Origin of the sequence: Alteromonas pelagimontana (assembly GCF_002499975.2) — a bacterium.
Lineage (GTDB): Bacteria > Pseudomonadota > Gammaproteobacteria > Enterobacterales > Alteromonadaceae > Alteromonas > Alteromonas pelagimontana.
The window spans coordinates 4141399-4160149 of record NZ_CP052766.1 but is presented as its reverse complement, the minus strand read 5'-3'; the positions used below and the strand labels follow the sequence as shown (position 1 = coordinate 4160149).

Annotated in this window: 16 protein-coding genes; 4 read left to right on the top strand and 12 right to left on the bottom strand. The window is 47.4% G+C overall.

What is annotated here, in order from left to right; genetic code table 11:
- The first annotated feature begins 3 nt into the window (after window positions 1-3).
- Complete coding sequence (locus CA267_RS18260) at window positions 4-1527, top strand: DUF3413 domain-containing protein (RefSeq protein WP_097349135.1); 1524 nt, start codon at window positions 4-6, stop codon at window positions 1525-1527.
- Here CA267_RS18260 and CA267_RS18255 read toward each other — a convergent pair.
- From CA267_RS18255 to CA267_RS18230, 6 genes are all read right to left on the bottom strand, one after another.
- Window positions 1524-2078 carry a D-glycero-alpha-D-manno-heptose-1,7-bisphosphate 7-phosphatase gene (locus tag CA267_RS18255; protein WP_075609458.1) on the bottom strand — a complete coding sequence of 185 codons (555 nt, stop codon included), beginning with the start codon at window positions 2076-2078 and terminating at the stop codon, window positions 1524-1526. The genes CA267_RS18260 and CA267_RS18255 overlap by 4 nt on opposite strands.
- On the bottom strand, window positions 2075-2920 hold the full coding sequence (locus tag CA267_RS18250) for a putative RNA methyltransferase (RefSeq protein WP_075609459.1): 846 nt from the start codon (window positions 2918-2920) through the stop codon (window positions 2075-2077). Before CA267_RS18250 ends, CA267_RS18255 begins: the two co-directional genes overlap by 4 nt.
- Window positions 2921-3057: 137 nt before the next feature.
- A complete protein-coding gene (mmsB, locus tag CA267_RS18245; protein WP_075609460.1) occupies window positions 3058-3951 on the bottom strand; it encodes a 3-hydroxyisobutyrate dehydrogenase in 894 nt (297 codons plus the stop codon).
- The gene (locus CA267_RS18240) at window positions 3945-5090 is read right to left on the bottom strand and encodes an enoyl-CoA hydratase/isomerase family protein (protein WP_075609461.1); all 1146 of its coding nucleotides are present in this window, start codon (window positions 5088-5090) and stop codon (window positions 3945-3947) included. Before CA267_RS18240 ends, mmsB begins: the two co-directional genes overlap by 7 nt.
- A 17-nt stretch (window positions 5091-5107) precedes the next feature.
- A complete protein-coding gene (locus CA267_RS18235; RefSeq protein WP_075609462.1) occupies window positions 5108-6262 on the bottom strand; it encodes an acyl-CoA dehydrogenase family protein in 1155 nt (384 codons plus the stop codon).
- Between the two features lie 17 nt (window positions 6263-6279).
- Complete coding sequence (locus CA267_RS18230) at window positions 6280-7770, bottom strand: CoA-acylating methylmalonate-semialdehyde dehydrogenase (RefSeq protein ID WP_075609463.1); 1491 nt, start codon at window positions 7768-7770, stop codon at window positions 6280-6282.
- Between the two features lie 426 nt (window positions 7771-8196).
- On the opposite strand from CA267_RS18230, the gene CA267_RS18225 reads away from it, so the two are divergent.
- Window positions 8197-9903, top strand: a complete 1707-nt coding sequence (locus CA267_RS18225; protein WP_075609464.1) for a response regulator — start codon at window positions 8197-8199, stop codon at window positions 9901-9903.
- Here the strand turns inward: CA267_RS18225 and CA267_RS18220 are convergent.
- Window positions 9875-10792 carry an NAD(P)-dependent oxidoreductase gene (locus tag CA267_RS18220; protein ID WP_269748484.1) on the bottom strand — a complete coding sequence of 306 codons (918 nt, stop codon included), beginning with the start codon at window positions 10790-10792 and terminating at the stop codon, window positions 9875-9877. The genes CA267_RS18225 and CA267_RS18220 overlap by 29 nt on opposite strands.
- Before the next feature lie 97 nt (window positions 10793-10889).
- Here CA267_RS18220 and CA267_RS18215 point away from each other — a divergent pair, with 97 nt between their 5' ends.
- Together CA267_RS18215 and CA267_RS18210 are read left to right on the top strand one after the other, a co-directional pair.
- Window positions 10890-11384 carry a glutathione peroxidase gene (locus CA267_RS18215; RefSeq protein ID WP_075609466.1) on the top strand — a complete coding sequence of 165 codons (495 nt, stop codon included), beginning with the start codon at window positions 10890-10892 and terminating at the stop codon, window positions 11382-11384.
- Window positions 11385-11400: 16 nt separating this feature from the next.
- Entirely contained in the window at window positions 11401-12405 is a 1005-nt protein-coding gene (locus CA267_RS18210; RefSeq protein WP_075609467.1) for a 2-hydroxyacid dehydrogenase, read from the top strand.
- A gap of 240 nt (window positions 12406-12645) precedes the next feature.
- Here the strand turns inward: CA267_RS18210 and CA267_RS18205 are convergent, their stop codons facing one another.
- From CA267_RS18205 to CA267_RS18185, 5 genes are all read right to left on the bottom strand, one after another.
- The gene (locus tag CA267_RS18205; RefSeq protein ID WP_075609468.1) at window positions 12646-13404 is read right to left on the bottom strand and encodes a methyltransferase; all 759 of its coding nucleotides are present in this window, start codon (window positions 13402-13404) and stop codon (window positions 12646-12648) included.
- Window positions 13405-13406: 2 nt separating this feature from the next.
- Window positions 13407-14168: a Nif3-like dinuclear metal center hexameric protein gene (locus CA267_RS18200; protein ID WP_075609469.1), complete on the bottom strand. Its 762-nt coding sequence runs from the start codon at window positions 14166-14168 to the stop codon at window positions 13407-13409.
- 116 nt (window positions 14169-14284) lie between these two features.
- On the bottom strand, window positions 14285-14917 hold the full coding sequence (locus CA267_RS18195; RefSeq protein ID WP_075609470.1) for a TetR/AcrR family transcriptional regulator: 633 nt from the start codon (window positions 14915-14917) through the stop codon (window positions 14285-14287).
- Window positions 14918-14924: 7 nt separating this feature from the next.
- Window positions 14925-15947, bottom strand: coding sequence for a protease SohB (sohB, locus tag CA267_RS18190; RefSeq protein WP_075609471.1), 1023 nt, complete (start codon window positions 15945-15947; stop codon window positions 14925-14927).
- 92 nt (window positions 15948-16039) lie between these two features.
- Window positions 16040-18598 carry an acylase gene (locus CA267_RS18185; RefSeq protein ID WP_083638450.1) on the bottom strand — a complete coding sequence of 853 codons (2559 nt, stop codon included), beginning with the start codon at window positions 18596-18598 and terminating at the stop codon, window positions 16040-16042.
- Window positions 18599-18751: the final 153 nt, after the last annotated feature.

Genomic DNA, 18751 nt, shown 5'->3' with positions numbered 1-18751 from the left:
ATTATGATTTTAGCTGAATCTCCCCGCCGCCAGCGAGTGACCAAGCTGGTTAATTGGGGTCACTGGTTTGCGCTGGTGAACATCGCCATTGCGCTTATCATTGCCTCCATCTTTATTTTTTCATCCCCTGCGCCAGGAACTGTGCTAGGTACGCTATACCTGTTTTCTAACTGGTTCGGTCATATTGGTTTTATGACCTTCTTTGGCTTTGTCATTTTTGTATTGCCGCTGTGCTATGCAGTCTCTAACGCCAAAGCAATTAAAGCATCAGCATCTATCATCGCAGCGGTAGGATTAGCTTTACTCGCCTTCGATGCTTTACTCTTTAATAAAACCGGATTTCATATCAGTCTTAATTCTGCAGACTTGCTGCGCAATGAAGCGCAAACCCAAATCAGCCACTTCGGCTTCCAGCAGTGGGGTTTTTTGTTACTGCTGTTTATCGTGTGGCTGGGTTTTCAGTTAATTCTGGCGAATGCGATATGGAAACGTGTAGAACGCTTTCAGCAGCATAAAATTGGAGCGCCGGTGACTTCTTTTTTCGTCGTCTGCTTTGTCGCGAGTCATGCGGTACATGTTTGGGCAGATGCACAGTTGTATCAGCCTATCATCAAGCAGGACAATATGTTCCCGCTTTCCTATCCAGCAACGGCGAAAACGACAATGTCGCGCTACGGTCTACTGGATTTGGTGCGTTACGAAGAGCGCAAACAATTACAATTCGACCAGGATATTCACCATATTACCTATCCCACTGAGCCCGTGTACTGCTCCATTGATAGCAAGCGTAATCTGGTATTAGTTGTGCAAACTGATACCCGCACACTGCCCGACTTATCATCTTTTGAGCTGCAGGAAATCAATAACTATTTCACCACTGCTTCTACACTTGATGCATTGGTGATGACTACCATGTTTGGTGTACCTGAAATTTATCAGGATTCGCTGGCCCATGAGCGCCCCGTGCTGCTTGCATTGCCGGTAGCGTTGGGAATGCCGGTTTCCATTCATGTAGATGAAGATTTGCCTACCAAGATGCTGGACGGCTACAAGCAACCGCTTAGCAATAATCACCGTGGTTTACATATTGCCTTTTTACCGGCGGCCAAAATTACCGATTATCTCACGTCAGACAGATTCGCTGACAGCGATGTGATTGTGGCGAGCGGCTTTGATCCAGAATCCGATAACAGCAGAGGCAAATTGATGACCAATTTGGATGTGCAAGGTGACTTAGCCAGCACTGAAGATTTGGCGCCAACGATATTAAATGCGCTGGGTTGCGCTGCCCCTACTCAATTTTATTCAACCGGCCAAAACCTGCTTGCACCACAAAAGAATTGGCTGGTAAGTACTTCAGGGGAACGGGTGATTGTAATCCACCAAAATCAGCGTATCGACGTTTTAAGTAATGGCAGCTACGAAATTACTGATATTCATACCAACAAGCGCAGCAATGAGCCGCTAAATGTTGACTTACTTAGCCGGGCGATAAAACATCTCACCCGATTCTCTACCCAAAACTAAACTTCACACCCAGGTAGCGACAGAATTTCTTTCACCGTTGCTACCTGCTTGATGTTGCTGTTAAATATGGCTGTTGCAGGTAAAGGATTAGTACTGACGTAGAAAAGCTGTTTCAATCCGGCGTTCTCACCTGCTTCAATATCTCTCCAGCTGTCGCCAATAAGCGATGATTGCGTCAAGTCGATGTTATGATCCGCAGCCGCTTGAAGCAGCATGCCAGCGTGGGGTTTACGACAGTTACACAGCTTCTTATATTGCCCTTTCCCTTCAACCGGATGGTGAGGGCAAAAATAGACTGGAATAGTGGGTAAATGATGCGCCTGAAACTGCTTTTGCATCCAGGTAGATAATGCAGCGAATTCCTGTTCTGAATACATACCTCGCCCGATACCTGACTGGTTTGTCACAATAACGGGGAACATGCCTTTGTCACAAAAACGTTGAATAACTTTAAAAATTCCTTCAACAAAAATAAAATCGCTTACACGGCTTACGTAACCTTTATCAATGTTAATAACACCATCGCGATCAAGAAACAGCGCCTTTTTCATTCTTCAGCCCCTGGAACTGTAGACTTCCCTTTTTGCCATACGTTAATAACAAAATCCGCTGTAACTGAATCCAGCGCTTGTTGAAGTTGCTCTAGTCTATTTGCGCTGAGTTTCCAGATAAAAGGCGTCATAGCGAGCAGCCCGTTTCTTTGTTCTGGGGTACGGAATTCTAGAACAAAGGAAACTTGCTGCGTATCACATAGTGTGAAACCTGCCAATGAACGGGTATGGGAATTATGTTCTCGAGGTGTATCGTAAACTTTTTGTTTAAGATCCCACAGATGTTTTGGTCCCGGGTCTACTGTTATCAGTACCCCATCGTCTTTCAGAACGCGAAGGTATTCATTTGGATCACCCGGCGCAAAAACCTGCACTATTGCATCCTGGGTTTTATCCTGCACGGGTAACGCAAAACTATTGGCCACCACAAACTGGGCGTTTTTGTAGCGCTTTGCGGCCATTTCAATTCCTGGCTTTGCAATGTCACATCCGGCACAGGAAACGCTGACCTGCTGTTGCTGTAAATACTGTTGGCAGTAGGCCAGATAACTGCCTTCCCCACAGCCAGCATCAAACAACGATAGATACTTTTTGCCGGCGGCGAATTCTGCCAGTTTAAGAGATATAGCTTCCATTAAAGGTGCATAGCCGTGACTATCGTGAAACGCGCGGCGCGCCTGCAACATGCTTTTATCATCGCCGGGTTGGCGGGAATTTTTATGTTGAACAGGGTGCAGGTTGACATAACCGACCTTTGCTACATCAAAGCTATGATGATTGGCGCAGTGCCAGGTTTGGGTTTCCGCTGCCAACGGTAAGTGACATAAGGGGCATTGCCACATAGTGACGATCCTCTGATAATTTTATGCGCCGAATGCTACCAGAGAAAAGCAGGGAAACGAAGCCAGTGAACAATTACTGGCTAAGTTGACGCTCTCGGCAAGCGTGAGAAATAACTGCACCGCACACTGCTTGCCGATTAAGGCTTGCGTTCAAACAACGTAAATATACTTGAGAAATCCTTGTCTGCATTACCGCGATTCTGATGTAGCCTGTAAAGATTTTGCGCAGCAGAAGCCATCGGTGTCGCCGAGCCGGTTACAGCGGCCGCGTTCATTGCGAGAGACAAGTCTTTGTTCATCAGCTTCACCATGAATCCGCCCTGATAGTTGTTTGATGCGGGCACGCCTTCCATTACGCCGGGACAAGGGTTGTATTTTTCCAATGTCCAGTTACACCCTGAACTCTGTAGCATTATGTCTGACATGACTTTAGGATCTAATCCGTTATCGATGGCTAACTGTAAGGCTTCCGACGTACCTGACATTAAAACGGCAAGCAGCATGTTGTTGCAGATTTTGGCAATCTGCCCCGCCCCTGTGCTACCCGCATGAAAAAGGTTTTTTCCCATACACTGTAAAATTGGCGTGGCTTGGGAAACTGCTTCTACCTCTCCGCCCATAATAAAGGTAAGCGTTCCTGCTTTTGCCCCTGCCACACCGCCGGACACCGGTGCATCAACAAAGGCGCGTCCCGTGCTGGTAACGGCTTCTCCTATCAGTTTGGCGGTATCGGCATCAATAGTGCTGGAATCTATTAACAATGTGTTAGGCTTAGAGGCATTAATGATCCCGTTGTCACCCAGGTAAAGCGCTTTAACATGCGCGGCGGCTGGCAACATGCTTACCACCACGTCCACATCCTTAACCGCCTGTATGGCAGAATCAGCTTTCTTCGCTCCTTCTTTGCAAACGCTTGCCACCGCTGACTCAACTAAATCAAATACAGTGACATCTTGTCCGCTTTTGACCAAATTGATGGCCATTGGGCCACCCATGTTACCCAAGCCAATAAAAGCTATTTTTGTCAACATTGTTCTCCCAAACGAGCCAGCGGATGCGCATCTTCATCCCATGGCGAAGTGAAAAACCGTTCCACTACGGCTTTTGGTACATTCTTTACACTCTCAAACTGCCAGTGCGGCTTCTGATCTTTATCAATCAACAGCGCCCGTACACCTTCCTGAAATTCACCTATTTCACCACAACGACAAGACATAATAAGTTCCATACGGAAGCACGCTTCCAAAGACATGTTGATGCCTCTTAGGTATTGCTGATAAACCAGATGCGCAGTAATGGGAGAGCCGGCTTTTAACGTTTGCTGCGCTCGACTAAGCCACTTGTCACCACTGCTGTCGAACGTCAGAATATTTTCCACAATTGCAGATACCGAAGATGCTCCGCACATGTTCTCAATATCCTGCTCAAGGCGCTTCACATTAGCCTCGGGTAAAACATCACTGTCAGGAGCCTGGCTGGATATCACTGCAGTAGCCTGCTGGTCGAGCGCCTGACTTGGCTGCCAGTTTTGTTGCACGAGCGCCGTCAACAGTGCGTCTTTTCCCTTATCGGCACATAAATAATCAGCAAAACCCAAAGCAAGTGCATCGGTGGCATTGACACTTGCGCCGGTTAAACCAAGGAAAAGTCCTGCTTTTTTGGGCAGTCGCGGTAAAAAATAACTGCCGCCCACATCAGGATAAAGACCAATAGAAATTTCGGGCATCGCTAATCGCGAAGTGGGCGATACAATTCGGTGACTGGCACCGCACAGCAGACCCATGCCGCCGCCCATTACAATACCGGCGCCCCACACCACTACAGGTTTAGTGTAAGTACGAATGAGGTAATCAAGCTCATATTCCACCGCAAAGAACGTTTGCAGAAAGTCTGGAATGACACTTGGCTCAGCGCGCATAGCGTTATACATAGAAACAACATCCCCCCCGGCACAAAATGCTTTTTCTAAGGTGCTGTCGACGAACACCGCCACCACATCTGCTTTATCCTGCCAGGTTTTTAGCGCTTCCAGCATGACTTTGGCCATTTCTAAATCCAGCGCATTTAACGCCTTGGGCTTATTCAGCGTAAGCCGTCCGATTACATGTCCCGAAGCGGTAGCAATTTCATCGACGAGCACTGGTGCGGCGTAATCATCTACCTGGCTCATACGTTCCCTCCTGTGCATTAATAAATTTCACGTTCATCGGCAATAAGGCGCCGCCCAATAATCACCCGCATTATTTCGTTCGTACCTTCAAGGATTTGGTGCACACGTACATCACGGACATAGCGCTCCAACGGATATTCTTTGATATATCCGTACCCGCCGTGCAATTGCAATGCGTCATTACACACTTTGAACCCTACGTCGGTAGCAAAACGCTTGGCCATTGCGCAATAGGTTGTTCTATCAGCGTCCTGATTATCTAGTTTAAAAGCGGCCAGACGCACCATTTGCCGCGCAGCAACCAGTTCTGTGGCCATGTCAGCAAGCTTAAACTGCAGCGCTTGAAACGCAGCCAGGGGCTTGCCGAATTGTTTCCTTTCCTGCATATAATTGCGCGCGGTATTCAATGCCTGTTGTGCAGTGCCAATGGAACAGGTCGCGATATTAATGCGCCCCCCATCCAGCCCCTGCATCGCCATCTTAAAGCCTTGCCCTTCTTCACCTAAGCGCCAGGTATTTTCGAGAAAAACATTCTCAAACGTAATCATGCGCGTTGGCTGAGCGTTCCAGCCCATTTTTTCTTCCTGCTTACCATAGATAACGCCGTCGGCGTCAGCAGGTACGGCAAAGGCTGAAACGCCAGCAGGACCAGGACCACCCGTACGCGCCATAACGACCAATACATCGGTACTGCCTGCTCCGGAAATAAATACTTTTGAACCGTTCAACCGATACCCGCCATCCTCGGCCTTTGCCGTAGTTTGTAGCGCTGCAGCATCAGATCCCGCTCCGGGTTCGGTAAGGCAGTAAGAAGCAAGTTTCTGGCCGGTAACAAGTAAATCGCACCAGCGCTCTTTAACTTCAGCTTGTCCCCACGTCGCTATCATCCAGCTTGCCATATTATGAATGGTTAACATGGCCGTGGTTGTTGTACATCCCATGGCCAGTTGCTCAAAAATGATAGATGAATCAAGACGAGGCAGACCTAGCCCTCCGGCATCTTCTGGAGTATATAGCCCGCAAAAACCCAGTTCGCCAGCTTTCTGAATGGCCTCTATAGGAAAATGGTGTTCTTTGTCCCACTTCGCGGCAAACGGTGCAAGCTCCTGTTCAGCAAAGTGTTTCGCCGTTTGCGCAAAAGCCAGTTGATCGTCAGTTAGTTCAAAATTCATTTTGCTACCTTTTGCAGCTAGTCCATGGAAATTGTGAGATTTGGCCCGCTTGGAATATCTCCTTCCAGCCAGCGAGAAGTAATGGTTTTGGTTTCCGAATAAAACCGAATGGCCTGTTTGCCATAAGCGTGTAAATCGCCGTAGAAAGAATTTTTCCAGCCAGTAAAGGAGAAAAACGGCAATGGAACCGGAATAGGGACATTAATTCCCACCTGCCCCACAGTGACTTCCCGCTGATATTTTCTTGCTGCCGGACCGCTATTGGTGAAAATTGAAGTGCCATTGCCATACGGACTGTTGTTTACCAGCGCAAGAGCGTCTTCAAGTGTGTCAACCGCCATGCAGCAGAGCACAGGCCCAAAGATTTCTTCTTTGTATATATCCATGTCTGTGGTGACGTCGCTAAATACGGTAGGTCCGACCCAGTTCCCATTTTCGTACCCGGCAACAGAAAAATCGGAACCATCTAACAGACAAGTAGCGCCTTGCTCTTTGCCTTCTTTAATCAACGATAAGACCCGCGCTTTTGCCTGAGGGCTGATCAGAGGACCGAAGCCAGCGTCTTTATCATCCCATAATCCAGGCTTGACTGTAGCAATGCGCTCGGCGAGTTCGGGGATCCAGGATTGCGCTTCACCGACAAATACGGCGACAGAAATTGCCATACAACGCTGTCCGGCTGCGCCAACAGAAGCACCCACAAGATTATTCAGTACATGTTCTTTATTGGCGTCGGGCATAACAACGGTGTGATTTTTTGCTCCGGCAAAACACTGCGCACGCTTCATATTCGAGGTCGCAGTACGGTAAATATGCTGCCCAACCGGCACGGACCCAACGAACGATACCGCCTTAACTGCCGGATCTGTCAGCAATGGTTCAACCTGCTCTTTGCCGCCGTGGATAACATTTAATACGCCATCCGGTGCCCCGGCTTCCTTGAATAGCTCTGCCAATCGCATTGGCGTAAGAGGATCCTGCTCAGAAGGCTTAAGGATAAAAGTATTTCCACAAGCAATAGCCAGGGGAAACATCCATAACGGGATCATCGCCGGAAAATTAAAAGGTGTAATGCCCACACATACGCCTAACGGTTGAATATAGCTATAGGTATCGATACCACGGGCCACATTTTCTGCTGTTTCACCCATCATCAGTGACGGAACATTCATGGCCTGCTCAACCACTTCTATGCCTCGCCATACATCGCCCTTGGCATCATCAAATGTCTTGCCGGTTTCAGAAGCCAAGATGGTAGCCAGCTCATCATGATGCTCTTTCAACAGAGCCTGGTAACGCATCATCAGCCGCGCGCGTTCAGTCACTGGTACGTTTTTCCAGCTTTCAAATGCTTGTGTTGCACTTTTGATCGCCTGCTGAATTTCATTTACCGTCGCGCAGGGAGCTTTCGCAATAACAGAATTGTCTGCTGGATTAGTGACGTCGATATAGGAAGACGTAGCTGATTGCACCAGCTCGCCGTTTATCATTAATGGAACCTTTTGCATTGCCGCCTCACAGGAATATTTCACGTAGTGCTGAACATTAACCAAACCTGACCTTGACGTAAACGTAAACAAAAAACCCAGAGTAAGCAAGTTGTAAATAATTTGTGACGGTCACCGGTATGCTCTATCAGAAGTAGTTCACCCACAACCGGGATGTCTTTGCAGTATTGTTTACTTATTGGCACCATACGACACCGAGGCAGTGTTGATACAAGCAGCACAGGCGTTATTAATATGACATGATTAACTACTGAAAAGTACCACGATGTAAGCGCAAAAACAGTACACTTAACAGGCGCCATTTAGCGCGGAATATAGGTAGTTGAAATACTTTATTAACTGGCAATTGATGACGTACTCGCTTGCCATGGTATGCTGAACTTACGGCCGATTGTGGCTATAGCTTTTCATTAACAGGTAGGACCGATGATATACCGTGTTGCCATCGTTGAAGACAACGCCACTGCCAGGTCGAATATCCGCAGCAATCTGTTACCAATGGGCCTTTTCGAGATCAGTAGTTTTAGTAACGGTAATGAGCTGAAAGCAGCGCTTCGCCGCCAGGACTTCGAAATTATTATTTTTGATTATCATCTGGGTCAAAGCAAAACCGGGGTTGAGTGGGTACAGACACTTCGTCAGAGCCAGTTCCTCAAGCCAAGTACCGGCATCATCTTTATTACCTCAGACCGGTTACCCCAAACTGTTGGTAAAATCATTGATGTACATCCAGACCTGTTGCTGATAAAGCCTTACAACATAGCTACCCTTTGCCGAAGCATGAAACATTATCTGGCCTATCGTAGTTATGTCAGTCAGGTTCTGCATGCTATGGATACTGGCAATTTGAAAGAAGCCATAGAACAAATTGAAAAACTCCGCCTCGACACTATTCCGGAAAAGCTAAAAAGCGAAGTGCTTAAGTTGCAGGCCCGCCTGTATTATCAGGCCGGAAATGTAACGCTTGCTGGCAAGCTTTACGAATCTGTATTGCAACAGTCAGAGAAAGTGCTGTGGGCGCAGTGGGGAAAAATTAAATGTCAGTACGTGGCGGGCAACTGGGCGGACTGCAAAGATCAGCTTAACGATTTACTATCGTCGAGCCTTGCCAGAGATAAAGCATTCGAATGGCTGGCCTGTCTGTGTTTCGAACAAGAAGCTTACGCTCAGGCCGAATTTTATTTGGATCATATAAAAGTCAGCGAGCTTAGCGGACCAGCGTCGCGGCTAAAATCTATGACCTATCAGCGTCAGGAACGCAGCGTTGAAGGAATCGAGCTACTTCAAAGGAAGCGGGAATATCACCGCAGCGCGCGGGACCGCTTTAACGAATTTACGTTTGACCTGGCAGAGTTCTATTTAAACATTGCCGAGCAGCAACCCATTGTAAACCGGGCTGAGAGCCTGCTGCAGGCTCGTCGCTTAATCGGCATAGCCGGAAGAAATAAGGCTGACCAGCAGCTTACTCAGAAACGGGATTACCTGTTGGCATATTCTGCAGTTCTCGAAGGCGACCAAAATAAAGTAGAACAGCTACTTAACGGCGAATATATGGAGGTCTTTATTCGCACTGATACGCCAACATTAATTACTGCCGCAAAAGTGAACAGCGCCATTGGGCGGATGAGCAAAGCGCGGGAATTACTTACTCTTGCCCACGAAAGAAACCAGGATATGGAAAGCTTGGCGGAACAAATTTCTAATCATGACACGCTTACCGCGACAGAGCGCCAAATGGGATTGGCTACCGAGCAAGCAGCAGAGTTAAACGATAGCGGTAGCAGATTATTCGTCCAAAAAGACTACATAAAAGCCATGTTGTGTTTTTATCAGGCTTTTACCTTAGTGCCTGGGACTTCCGCATTTGGCTTAAATTTGTTGCAGTGCATGATAGAATCAAGACACGCCGCTTATCGCACGTTTACGGTATCTACACTAGTGAGCCAGTTGACTGCCACAGATTTGTCGGCCAGTAACCAGCAACGTCTGGCGCAGCTTCGCGCTGCGGTCATGGAAGATGAAGCCTTTTTCCTGCAGGCCAGAACCATTAATATGGCGCCAGCAGATCCACCTTCAACAGCAGCGCAAGACAAGGAGGAAGAGGTTATCGTGTCAGGCGCGTCAGCAAGCTAGACGTATCCCAGCGGCTGCCTCCGGCTTTCTGAACATCCGCGTAATATTGGTCGACTAAGGCGGTCAGCGCTAAAGTCGATCCGTTTCTGCGTGCCTCTGCCAGAGCAATAGCCAGGTCTTTGCGCATCCAGTCGACTGCAAAGCCGAAGTCGTACTTGCCATCTAACATAGTCGCTGCGCGGTTTTCCATTTGCCAGGATTGCGCAGCGCCTTTGCTGATCACCTCAATCACCTGCTTACAATCAATACCAGCCTGCTGACCAAAATGTAAAGCCTCAGCCAACCCTTGTACAATGCCCGCAATACAAATTTGGTTCATCATTTTTGCGAGCTGGCCGCTGCCACTTTCGCCCAATAACTGGCTGTGTCGAGCAAACACATCTATTATCGGTTTGGCTTTAGCGAATACATCGCTGTCTCCCCCTACCATTACCGTTAATTGCCCGTTTTCTGCACCCGCTTGTCCACCGGAGACCGGGGCGTCCAAAAAGCCGATGTTTCTATCTTTACATGTTTTGTAAAGTTCCCGGGCAACTTCAGCAGAAGCCGTCGTATGATCGACCAGAATGCTGCCATTACGCATAGCAGAAATAGCCTGCGTAGCAACTTCGTGCACGTCATGATCGTTGCCTACACACATAAAGACCAGGTCTGCTCCTTCAGAGGCTTGCGCCGGCGAGAGCGCAAGATGACCTTCGAATTGAGCTTTCCATCGCTCAGCCTTTGCAGTTGTACGGTTATAAACGGTAACGTCATAACCGGCCTTTGCCAAATGACCAGCCATGGGATAGCCCATTACGCCCAGCCCAAGAAAGCTTACTTTTCGGATCGTCATAAGATACTCTTTATTTTTCTGCCAGTTATACTGGAATGGAAGATGCTCAGGAATTTCTCGTATAGTAACAAAGTTAACTGCTACGTGTTACTGCGGGAATGCCAGGGACAAATCTTTTTTTGCAAACACTAACCGATGAAAAGGAAACATCATGCCTTCAGTTTACAATTTCACTGCTACGCTTAACAACGGCGATGTCAGACCGCTGTCGGATTACGCTGGAAACGTTATGTTAATTGTAAACACAGCCAGTCGCTGCGGCTTTACTTACCAGTATGGGGGGTTGGAACACCTTTATAACGAGTATAGAGATGCCGGACTCGTGGTGCTTGCATTTCCGTGTGATCAGTTCGGTCATCAAGAGCCGGGATCAGACGCTGAAATTAAGCAATTCTGTGAACTCAATTACGGAGTTAGCTTTCCCGTTTACACAAAAATCGAGGTAAACGGTGCGAACGCCCACCCTCTCTTTCAACACCTTAAACGGTCTGCCCGTGGCTTTCTGGGTACTACGCGTATTAAGTGGAATTTTACCAAATTTTTGATTGATGCCTCGGGTAAGGTGGTAAAACGCTACGCGCCTGCCACAAAACCCGACGCCATAAAAGCAGATATTCAGCGTCTTTTAGCGCTTCCAACTCATTAATTTTTGAGGGTAATTTATGACGATTCAAGTAGGTGTTTTCAGCAGCAAACCTTATGATGAAGAAGTAATTGTCGCCGTGCAGCGAGGTACTAGTGTCAACTTTCATTTTGTTGCCGCACCACTTGATGAAAATACCGTGGCGTTGTGCAGCCAGTTCGAGGTGGTATGCCTGTTTGTTAATGATGATGCCAATGCCCAAATAATTAAAAAGTTAGCAGCAATGGGAGTTCGGCATATTGCGCTGCGATGCGCAGGTTATAACAACGTCGACATCGCCGCTGCAAAAGCGTGTAACATCGCTGTATCTCATGTTCCCGCTTACGCACCACAAGCGGTGGCTGAACATGCGGTTGCTATGATGCTGACGTTAAACCGAAAGATGCACAAAGCTTATAATCGGGTAAAAGAAGGAAATTTTGATTTAAACGGCCTGATGGGCTTCAACATGTATGGTAAAACAGCGGGCATTGTCGGCACGGGACACATCGGCCAGGCCACGGCACGTATTTTACTTGGTTTCGGATGCGAGGTATTGTGTTGCGATCCTTATCCGTCATCGGCATTAGAACAGGCAGGCGCCAAATACGTTAATTTCGAATCATTACTGGAGCGCTCACAAATAATCAGCCTGCATTGCCCTCTTAACGAAAACAGTTATCACCTGATAAGCGCGCAGGCGATAGAAAAAATGCAGAATGGCGTGATGTTGATTAACACGTCCAGAGGCGCCCTGGTGGATACCCAAGCCATTATCGCTGGACTTAAATCTCGTAAGATTGGTTATCTTGGACTGGACGTTTACGAAATGGAATCGGAGTTATTTTTCCGCGATCATTCCAGCGATATTATCCTTGATGATGTATTTGAGCGACTGGCGACTTTTCACAACGTGTTGATCACCGGTCACCAAGGTTTTTTTACTCGTGAAGCTCTATACCAGATAGCCAACACCACACTGAACAATATACAACAATTCATTCAGGGGAACGCTGCACCCGCCACGTTCATTACTTTGCGTTAATAGTACTATTTACCCCCCCACTCGAGCGTTGCCGCGCCGCTCAATAACGCTCTTTTTGCGCCTGGCATCGTTGCGCTTTCTAACATAGCCGGCTATGACGTACGAAATTCCGCCTTGCTATGCGCAAAAATCTCTTCATCAAGCCAATATTAGCTTAAGAACAATCGAAAGCTATGTCTAAGCTGCTGATTTAAAAGGACGTTTGAAGTCTATAGGAGGACTCTTATTCAGAGTTGTTATTCAGCTTTCCGCGGATTTGCGCAACATCAGGTGAATATATTTACCTAACCAGCAATACGGCGGTGTTTGGTTATATTGCCGTTCCAGCGCAACCAACTGATCAAACACAGCGTCGCTGCTGGGTTTCTCTTTCATATAATCATGAAAACAGCGAATGCCGGTAATCGATTCTACAGAAAAGCCCGTACCTTCAGCGTGCTGAATGACTTCTGCGGGGCGCAGCGGATTATCTGGATTTAACCGCACCTGGTTTTTTACCTTCATTCCACGGCTGATATAATCAAAGTTCCCATACAACGCGTTACCAAACAATGCCGCATCGCGATTAAAAAAGCTCAGACTGAGCAACTTACCTGGCGCCATGTTTTGAAAAATAAGATCAATGGCATCGAACGGGCGAGCCAGCCATTCCAGCACGGCATGGCAAACAATGAAATCATACGAATGTAAATCGGCGGCTTGATCCAGGGTTTGTTGAACAATGGTAACGTCTGGAGTATCAGCGAGCATTTCTCTGGCAAGCGTTAGCACCTCTTCGGAGGCATCAGTTAACGTTACCTGATGCCCTAAATCGGCTAGTGTTTTAGTCATGACTCCGGTACCACCACCGATGTCCAGAATCTTGCTTGGTCCATTGGCAAGAAACGGCATCATGGCATCGATTAAAAGCATATGCCGAAGGCGACCTTTCGTGGTGCCGTAAATGTTCTTAGCAAATTTGGCGGCAATACCATCAAAGTACTGATCAGTGATTTTCATTGTCAGGCCGGGTTGTCAATATCAATAAAACGTACATCAATTTTCAGTTTTTCAGCAATATACTCGCCCACGGCTTTTACGCCGTAGCGCTCAGTGGCATGATGTCCTGCTGCAAAAAAATGAATATCCATTTCCCGGGCGATGTGTATAGTCTGCTCGGACACCTCGCCGCTAATAAATGCGTCCATACCTGCGGCGGCAGCTTGCTCGATAAAGCCCTGTCCTCCGCCACTGCACCAGGCAACAGTGCGAATGCTGCGGGATCTGTCGCCTTCTACCAGCGGTGAACGGTTCAGTACGTTGCTAATTCTCTCTTTTAGCTGCGCCTGACTAATGGGTGTGGGCAATTCACCGGAATACACAATACCTTGCGGCTTAACATCTGCGAGCGTCTTCACGTGTTCCAGCCCCAATAACGCGCCTAATTGGGCATTGTTTCCAAAGCGCGGATGAATATCAATGGGAAGATGATAGGCGAACAGATTAATATCGTGCGCTAACAACGCAGCTATTCGTTTCCTTTTCATACCGGTGATCACCCCAGATTCTCCTTTCCAGAAATATCCATGATGTACCAGGATAGCGTCGGCCTGCTGTTCAATAGCCGCATCAATCAGTGCCTGAGACGCTGTCACTCCTGTAACAAGATGGCGAATTTCTGATTTACCTTCTACCTGCAACCCATTGGGACAGTAATCCTTTACTTCCGACGGTTTTAGGAGCAGATCCAGCTCCTTTTGCAGGCTTTCTCTGGTAATACTCAATATTTACCCCTTAATTTGATTTATTCCTGGACGGCCTGTAGACAGCTGAATGCGTGCATGAAGGCCCTATTAAGAACATTCACTAGCTAGCATAACCCGTATCAGCGGCGGAAACGTTAAGAGTTGCCCGCTCCCGCTATCCCTTGAGATACGAAAGGTACAAGATGAGCGATGACATCTGCAATATCTACCTGTTCGTTAAAATCCGATTCCGCAATTTCCTTTAGCGCTTTACTCGAAGCCATTGAAAAAACAAAACTGCCCATGGCGAAGTGCAGGCGCCAGAACAATTCTGCGTCAGGTACATCGGGTAAGCGATCATGGATGGCGCGTACCAGTGTGGTGACTGTACTTCCGTAACCCGCCATAATAAAACGCCGTAAATGCCCTTGCGTTTCATTGTAGCCTCGCCCCAGTAACTGAACAAAAGTCTCGGTTCCGTTAGGCCGAACCTTGCTGAGCGTAATCATGGGCGGAATTAATGCATGCAGTAAATTTTCAATGCCAGGCGCGCCATGTTCTTCAGGTAATTTGTTTAGTACCCCATCAATCTGCGGCATAAGTGTGTCAAAATAGCGCTTAAACACGGCTTGGATCAGGTTTTTCTTACTACCGAAGTGATAGTTAACCGACGCCAGATTGACTCCGGCTCTTGTGGTGATGGTGCGCATGGAAGTTTGAGTAAAGCCTTGTTCTGCAAACAAGGCTTCAGCGGCATCCAAGATTCTAACTTTGGTCTCTTTCGCCATAGTACAACTAGTTAAACCAGGTCTTCGACTGGCTCCACAAACGCATAATGCTTCTTTCTGCCACACTGGCAAACGACATTCCCAACTTCTCGGCAACGTTCTTCTTAACACTGTATTTAACGCTGTAGATGTGTCTTTCTGGATAAACTGAAAGAATATAATCGTCTGATGTCATTATTTCATCTACCAGTCCAAGTTCCTTTGCTTTGACTCCTGGCCAAAACTCGCCCGTGGCCACCCGCTCAATATCCAGTTCCTCTCGCTGACTTTTGACAAAGTCTTTAAACATTACGTGAATATCTTCAATTTCTTCGCGAAACTTCTCACGGCCTTCATCCGTGTTTTCGCCAAACACGGTTAAGGTGCGTTTGTATTCGCCGGCAGTATGTTGTTCAAATTCAATGTCGTTTTTCTTCAACAGTTTATTGAAGTTAGGCAACTGCGCCAATACGCCGATTGAACCGATGTAGGCAAATCTGGCGGACAAAAGTTTGTCAGCAACACACGCCATCATATAGCCGCCGCTGGCAGCTACTTTGTCTACTGCTATTGTTAACTTAATTCCTTTATCTTTAATTCGTCGTAGTTGTGACGCGGCCAGACCATAGCCGTGAACCACACCGCCGCCACTTTCCAGACGTACCAACACCTCATCCTGTTTATCTGCAATACACAAAATAGCGGTTACTTCCTCGCGAAGACGCTCCACTTCATGTGCATCCATGGAACCTTTGAAGTCGATGACAAACATGCGCGGCGAATCATCTTCTGGACCCGCTTTCTTCTTCGCTTTATTGTCTTTTTTCTGTTGTTTAGCCAGTTTTTTCAACGCGGCTTTATCCAATAAAACTGAACGTGCGTAGTGGGTAATGTCTTTCAACTGCTCTGTAAGTGAAAGTATTTCCAGTTGCCCTTTTCCCTGTTTTTGCCTGTTTGCCGCGCCAACAATAGCCGACACAATTAAAATAACAGCTGCGACTAATGTGACAGCTTTTGCTAAAAATAGCCCGTACTCGTACAAAAACTCCAAGCGTTCTCTCCTAAGTTACAAAACAAAAGGACCTTATTTCAGGTCCTTTTTACTATGAGGTATCGTTCTTACGCTATTGTATCAGTGTTCGTTTATTCTGACGATAAGCTGATTTGCTCAATTGTGTTATCAGTAATGGCTTGGTCCGTAAAATACACATCTCGTAACTGAGGCTGTGATGAGTAAAGACGAGTCTGATCAAGGAAATGCTCCGACCCATACACGCGGGACTGAGAGTAAGTTAAGATCCCCCTCGCCTGCGGTCCGGCTTCGGTGAAATTCACAATTAACATCCAGCTACTCCCGTAGTTAATATGATAACCCTGTGCCTCTGCACTCATGATGGTGGTGTCGTTAAGCGGCGCGTACGTGTGTCTTCGCAACAAAGTGCCGTTATTGTCCGGCACAATATTAAACACATTGAAACCGCCTTCTATATTATGCGCGCCGCCCCACGGCAACCGCTCACCCGAAGGCGTACCATCAGGCAGACTGCGCTCAACGAACTGTACACTACCAAATTCAGCATCCGGTGCGACGTTCGCCGCTTCAAGCACCTGCACTGCCCGGGCAAACTGAGCTAAGGTAGTGGCATTTTGTATCAATCCCGAGGGTGTTGTTAACGGTTCCTCTGCATTAAACGGCGTCTCCCACTGCGGATCGGTAGCAAACTGAAACGCAAATTCTCTGAATACGTGCGCTCCTACGCTGCTGGTGTTCATGGTGCCATCCCATGTTGCAAGGGCTGAGCAAGCAGCACTGATATCAACATCTTCGCCATCTACATTCACCGCGGTAGCGCCTTGTGCTTCGCACATCTGCAGCACCGACGGTAGAATATCCTCCGCAAGATAGCTGCGATTGCTCATCAGCATTGTTTCAAGCTCTGCGGGATTAAACTTATTATCGCTGCCCGCTGCTGTCTGCATAAACTTCTGGCCCATTCGCGAACGCAATGATTGCTGATAGTCGGTTTGCCCGTACAGGGGAGACACGCCGGTAATTGGCGAATTGAAATTCGTCAGCCAAAAGCTGTCATTGGAGTTTTGAACAAAATCTTCGCCTTCGTATTTCGGCGCATTTTCATAGGGTACCGGACGTTCAAAATCAAACGCCGATAAATAGCCCGGTAACACAGTAAAACCTGCTGCGGCTTTTGTCTGTACCAGCAACGGATTAGTAGTAAGCTCGTTCAAGGCTGTTTCAGTCAAATAAGGTACAGTGGAGTCATCGATATAGAAAACCTCACCTTCTTTTGATGCTGCCATTGTATTGTTAAAAATAACACCATCGTAGTTTTTAAAGGCCTGTTTGAACTCTTCCATACTAGTGGCCATATTCATTGCCAGCCAATGATCGACGACATCCAGATTTGGCAGATTCGCATCTTTAATGGCAAAGGCGTTGGTGTCGGTCCAATCAAAGCTACCGGGGACTTCAACCATTGGCCCGTAATTCGTATAATAGGACGTTTTGTTCATTTTGATTGTCGTACCCGGGCCCACCGCCACCTCAATTTCCAACGGCTTTTCGTAAATAGTCCGGCGATTGCCATCAATCATATGCGTCATATTGCTATCATCTTCATCATCAAGACGTAGTTGATAGATAACAAAATGCTCTGCGGTAGAGAAGGTATGGGTCCAGGCAATATTGTCGTTAAAGCCTATATTCACTGCGCCAGGTAAACCCATTAATGAGCTACCCAACACATTCAAATGGCCGGGAATAGTAGTGTGAAATTGCCAGAAGCGTAAGTTTCCGGTATGGGGGAAATGAGGGTTGGCTAACACCATACCCATTCCATTTTCCGTTTTTTCACTGCCCAACGCCCAGCCATTGGAGCCCATATCCGCAGGATTGGTTGGCGGTACTGTGACGGCGGGCGTCATCTTAACTTTTGTTGTAGAAGCAGTGGCAGGTTGCGGCAGATAATCTTTTCCCGGAGGGGCTGCCAGAAACATGGGTCCAAGAAAGTTTGCAGCCCCTGGCAATAAGGCGACACCCAAGGAATAGGTCAAAATATCCGTGCTGTCCAGCTCATAAACCCACGGCTGACCTGCACAAGCGGGATCTTGATCTTCAACAGGCGTGTCGTTTAAATATTTATTATACCCTGCCGTATACCCTTGAAACATCGCCCGACTGTTAGCAGACATGCGCGGCAGATTTTCTTCGGCTAATTGTCTGATCCCCAACGTCAGAAAACCAAAGTCGTTAATAAGATTTTCAGAATCGCCGCTACCCTGCACTTCGTCGGGGCCGAAAAACTTCGCCCGCTGCGAATTGTATTTGACTATTTGATCAGCGAGCACACACATATTGTCTCTAGCGAACGCATAACCTACCCCGTAAGCCATACTTTCTAAATTATCCGCAGTAACATGGGGAACGCCGTATTTGGTCCAGCGAATATCCGCATTTAAAACACCATCATCGTCAAACGCCACCATTGTTGGCGTTGCAGGCGTTGTAGGATCCGTCGGTTCAGGTGTCGGTTTTTCAACATTACTAAAATCGTTATCATTATCACCGCAGCCGCCGAGCGCGAATAGTAGCGAAAGCGCTAGTAAACTTTTTTTCCACGGCAAAGCAGCGGCTCCAACGCGGGAGCTTGTAACCGAAATGGAAGATTGCGTAAACTTTGTCATCATGTCTCCTTGATGTTGACCGCAAGTTTCTTGTATAGCAGATTTAGCACAGGCCAGACCTATTAACAAACACTTAACAAAAAGATTTTGTAAGCAAAGTAAAAAGCCGACGAATCACGGAGTCCCTTAAGGGCAACACGTAATTCGACGGCT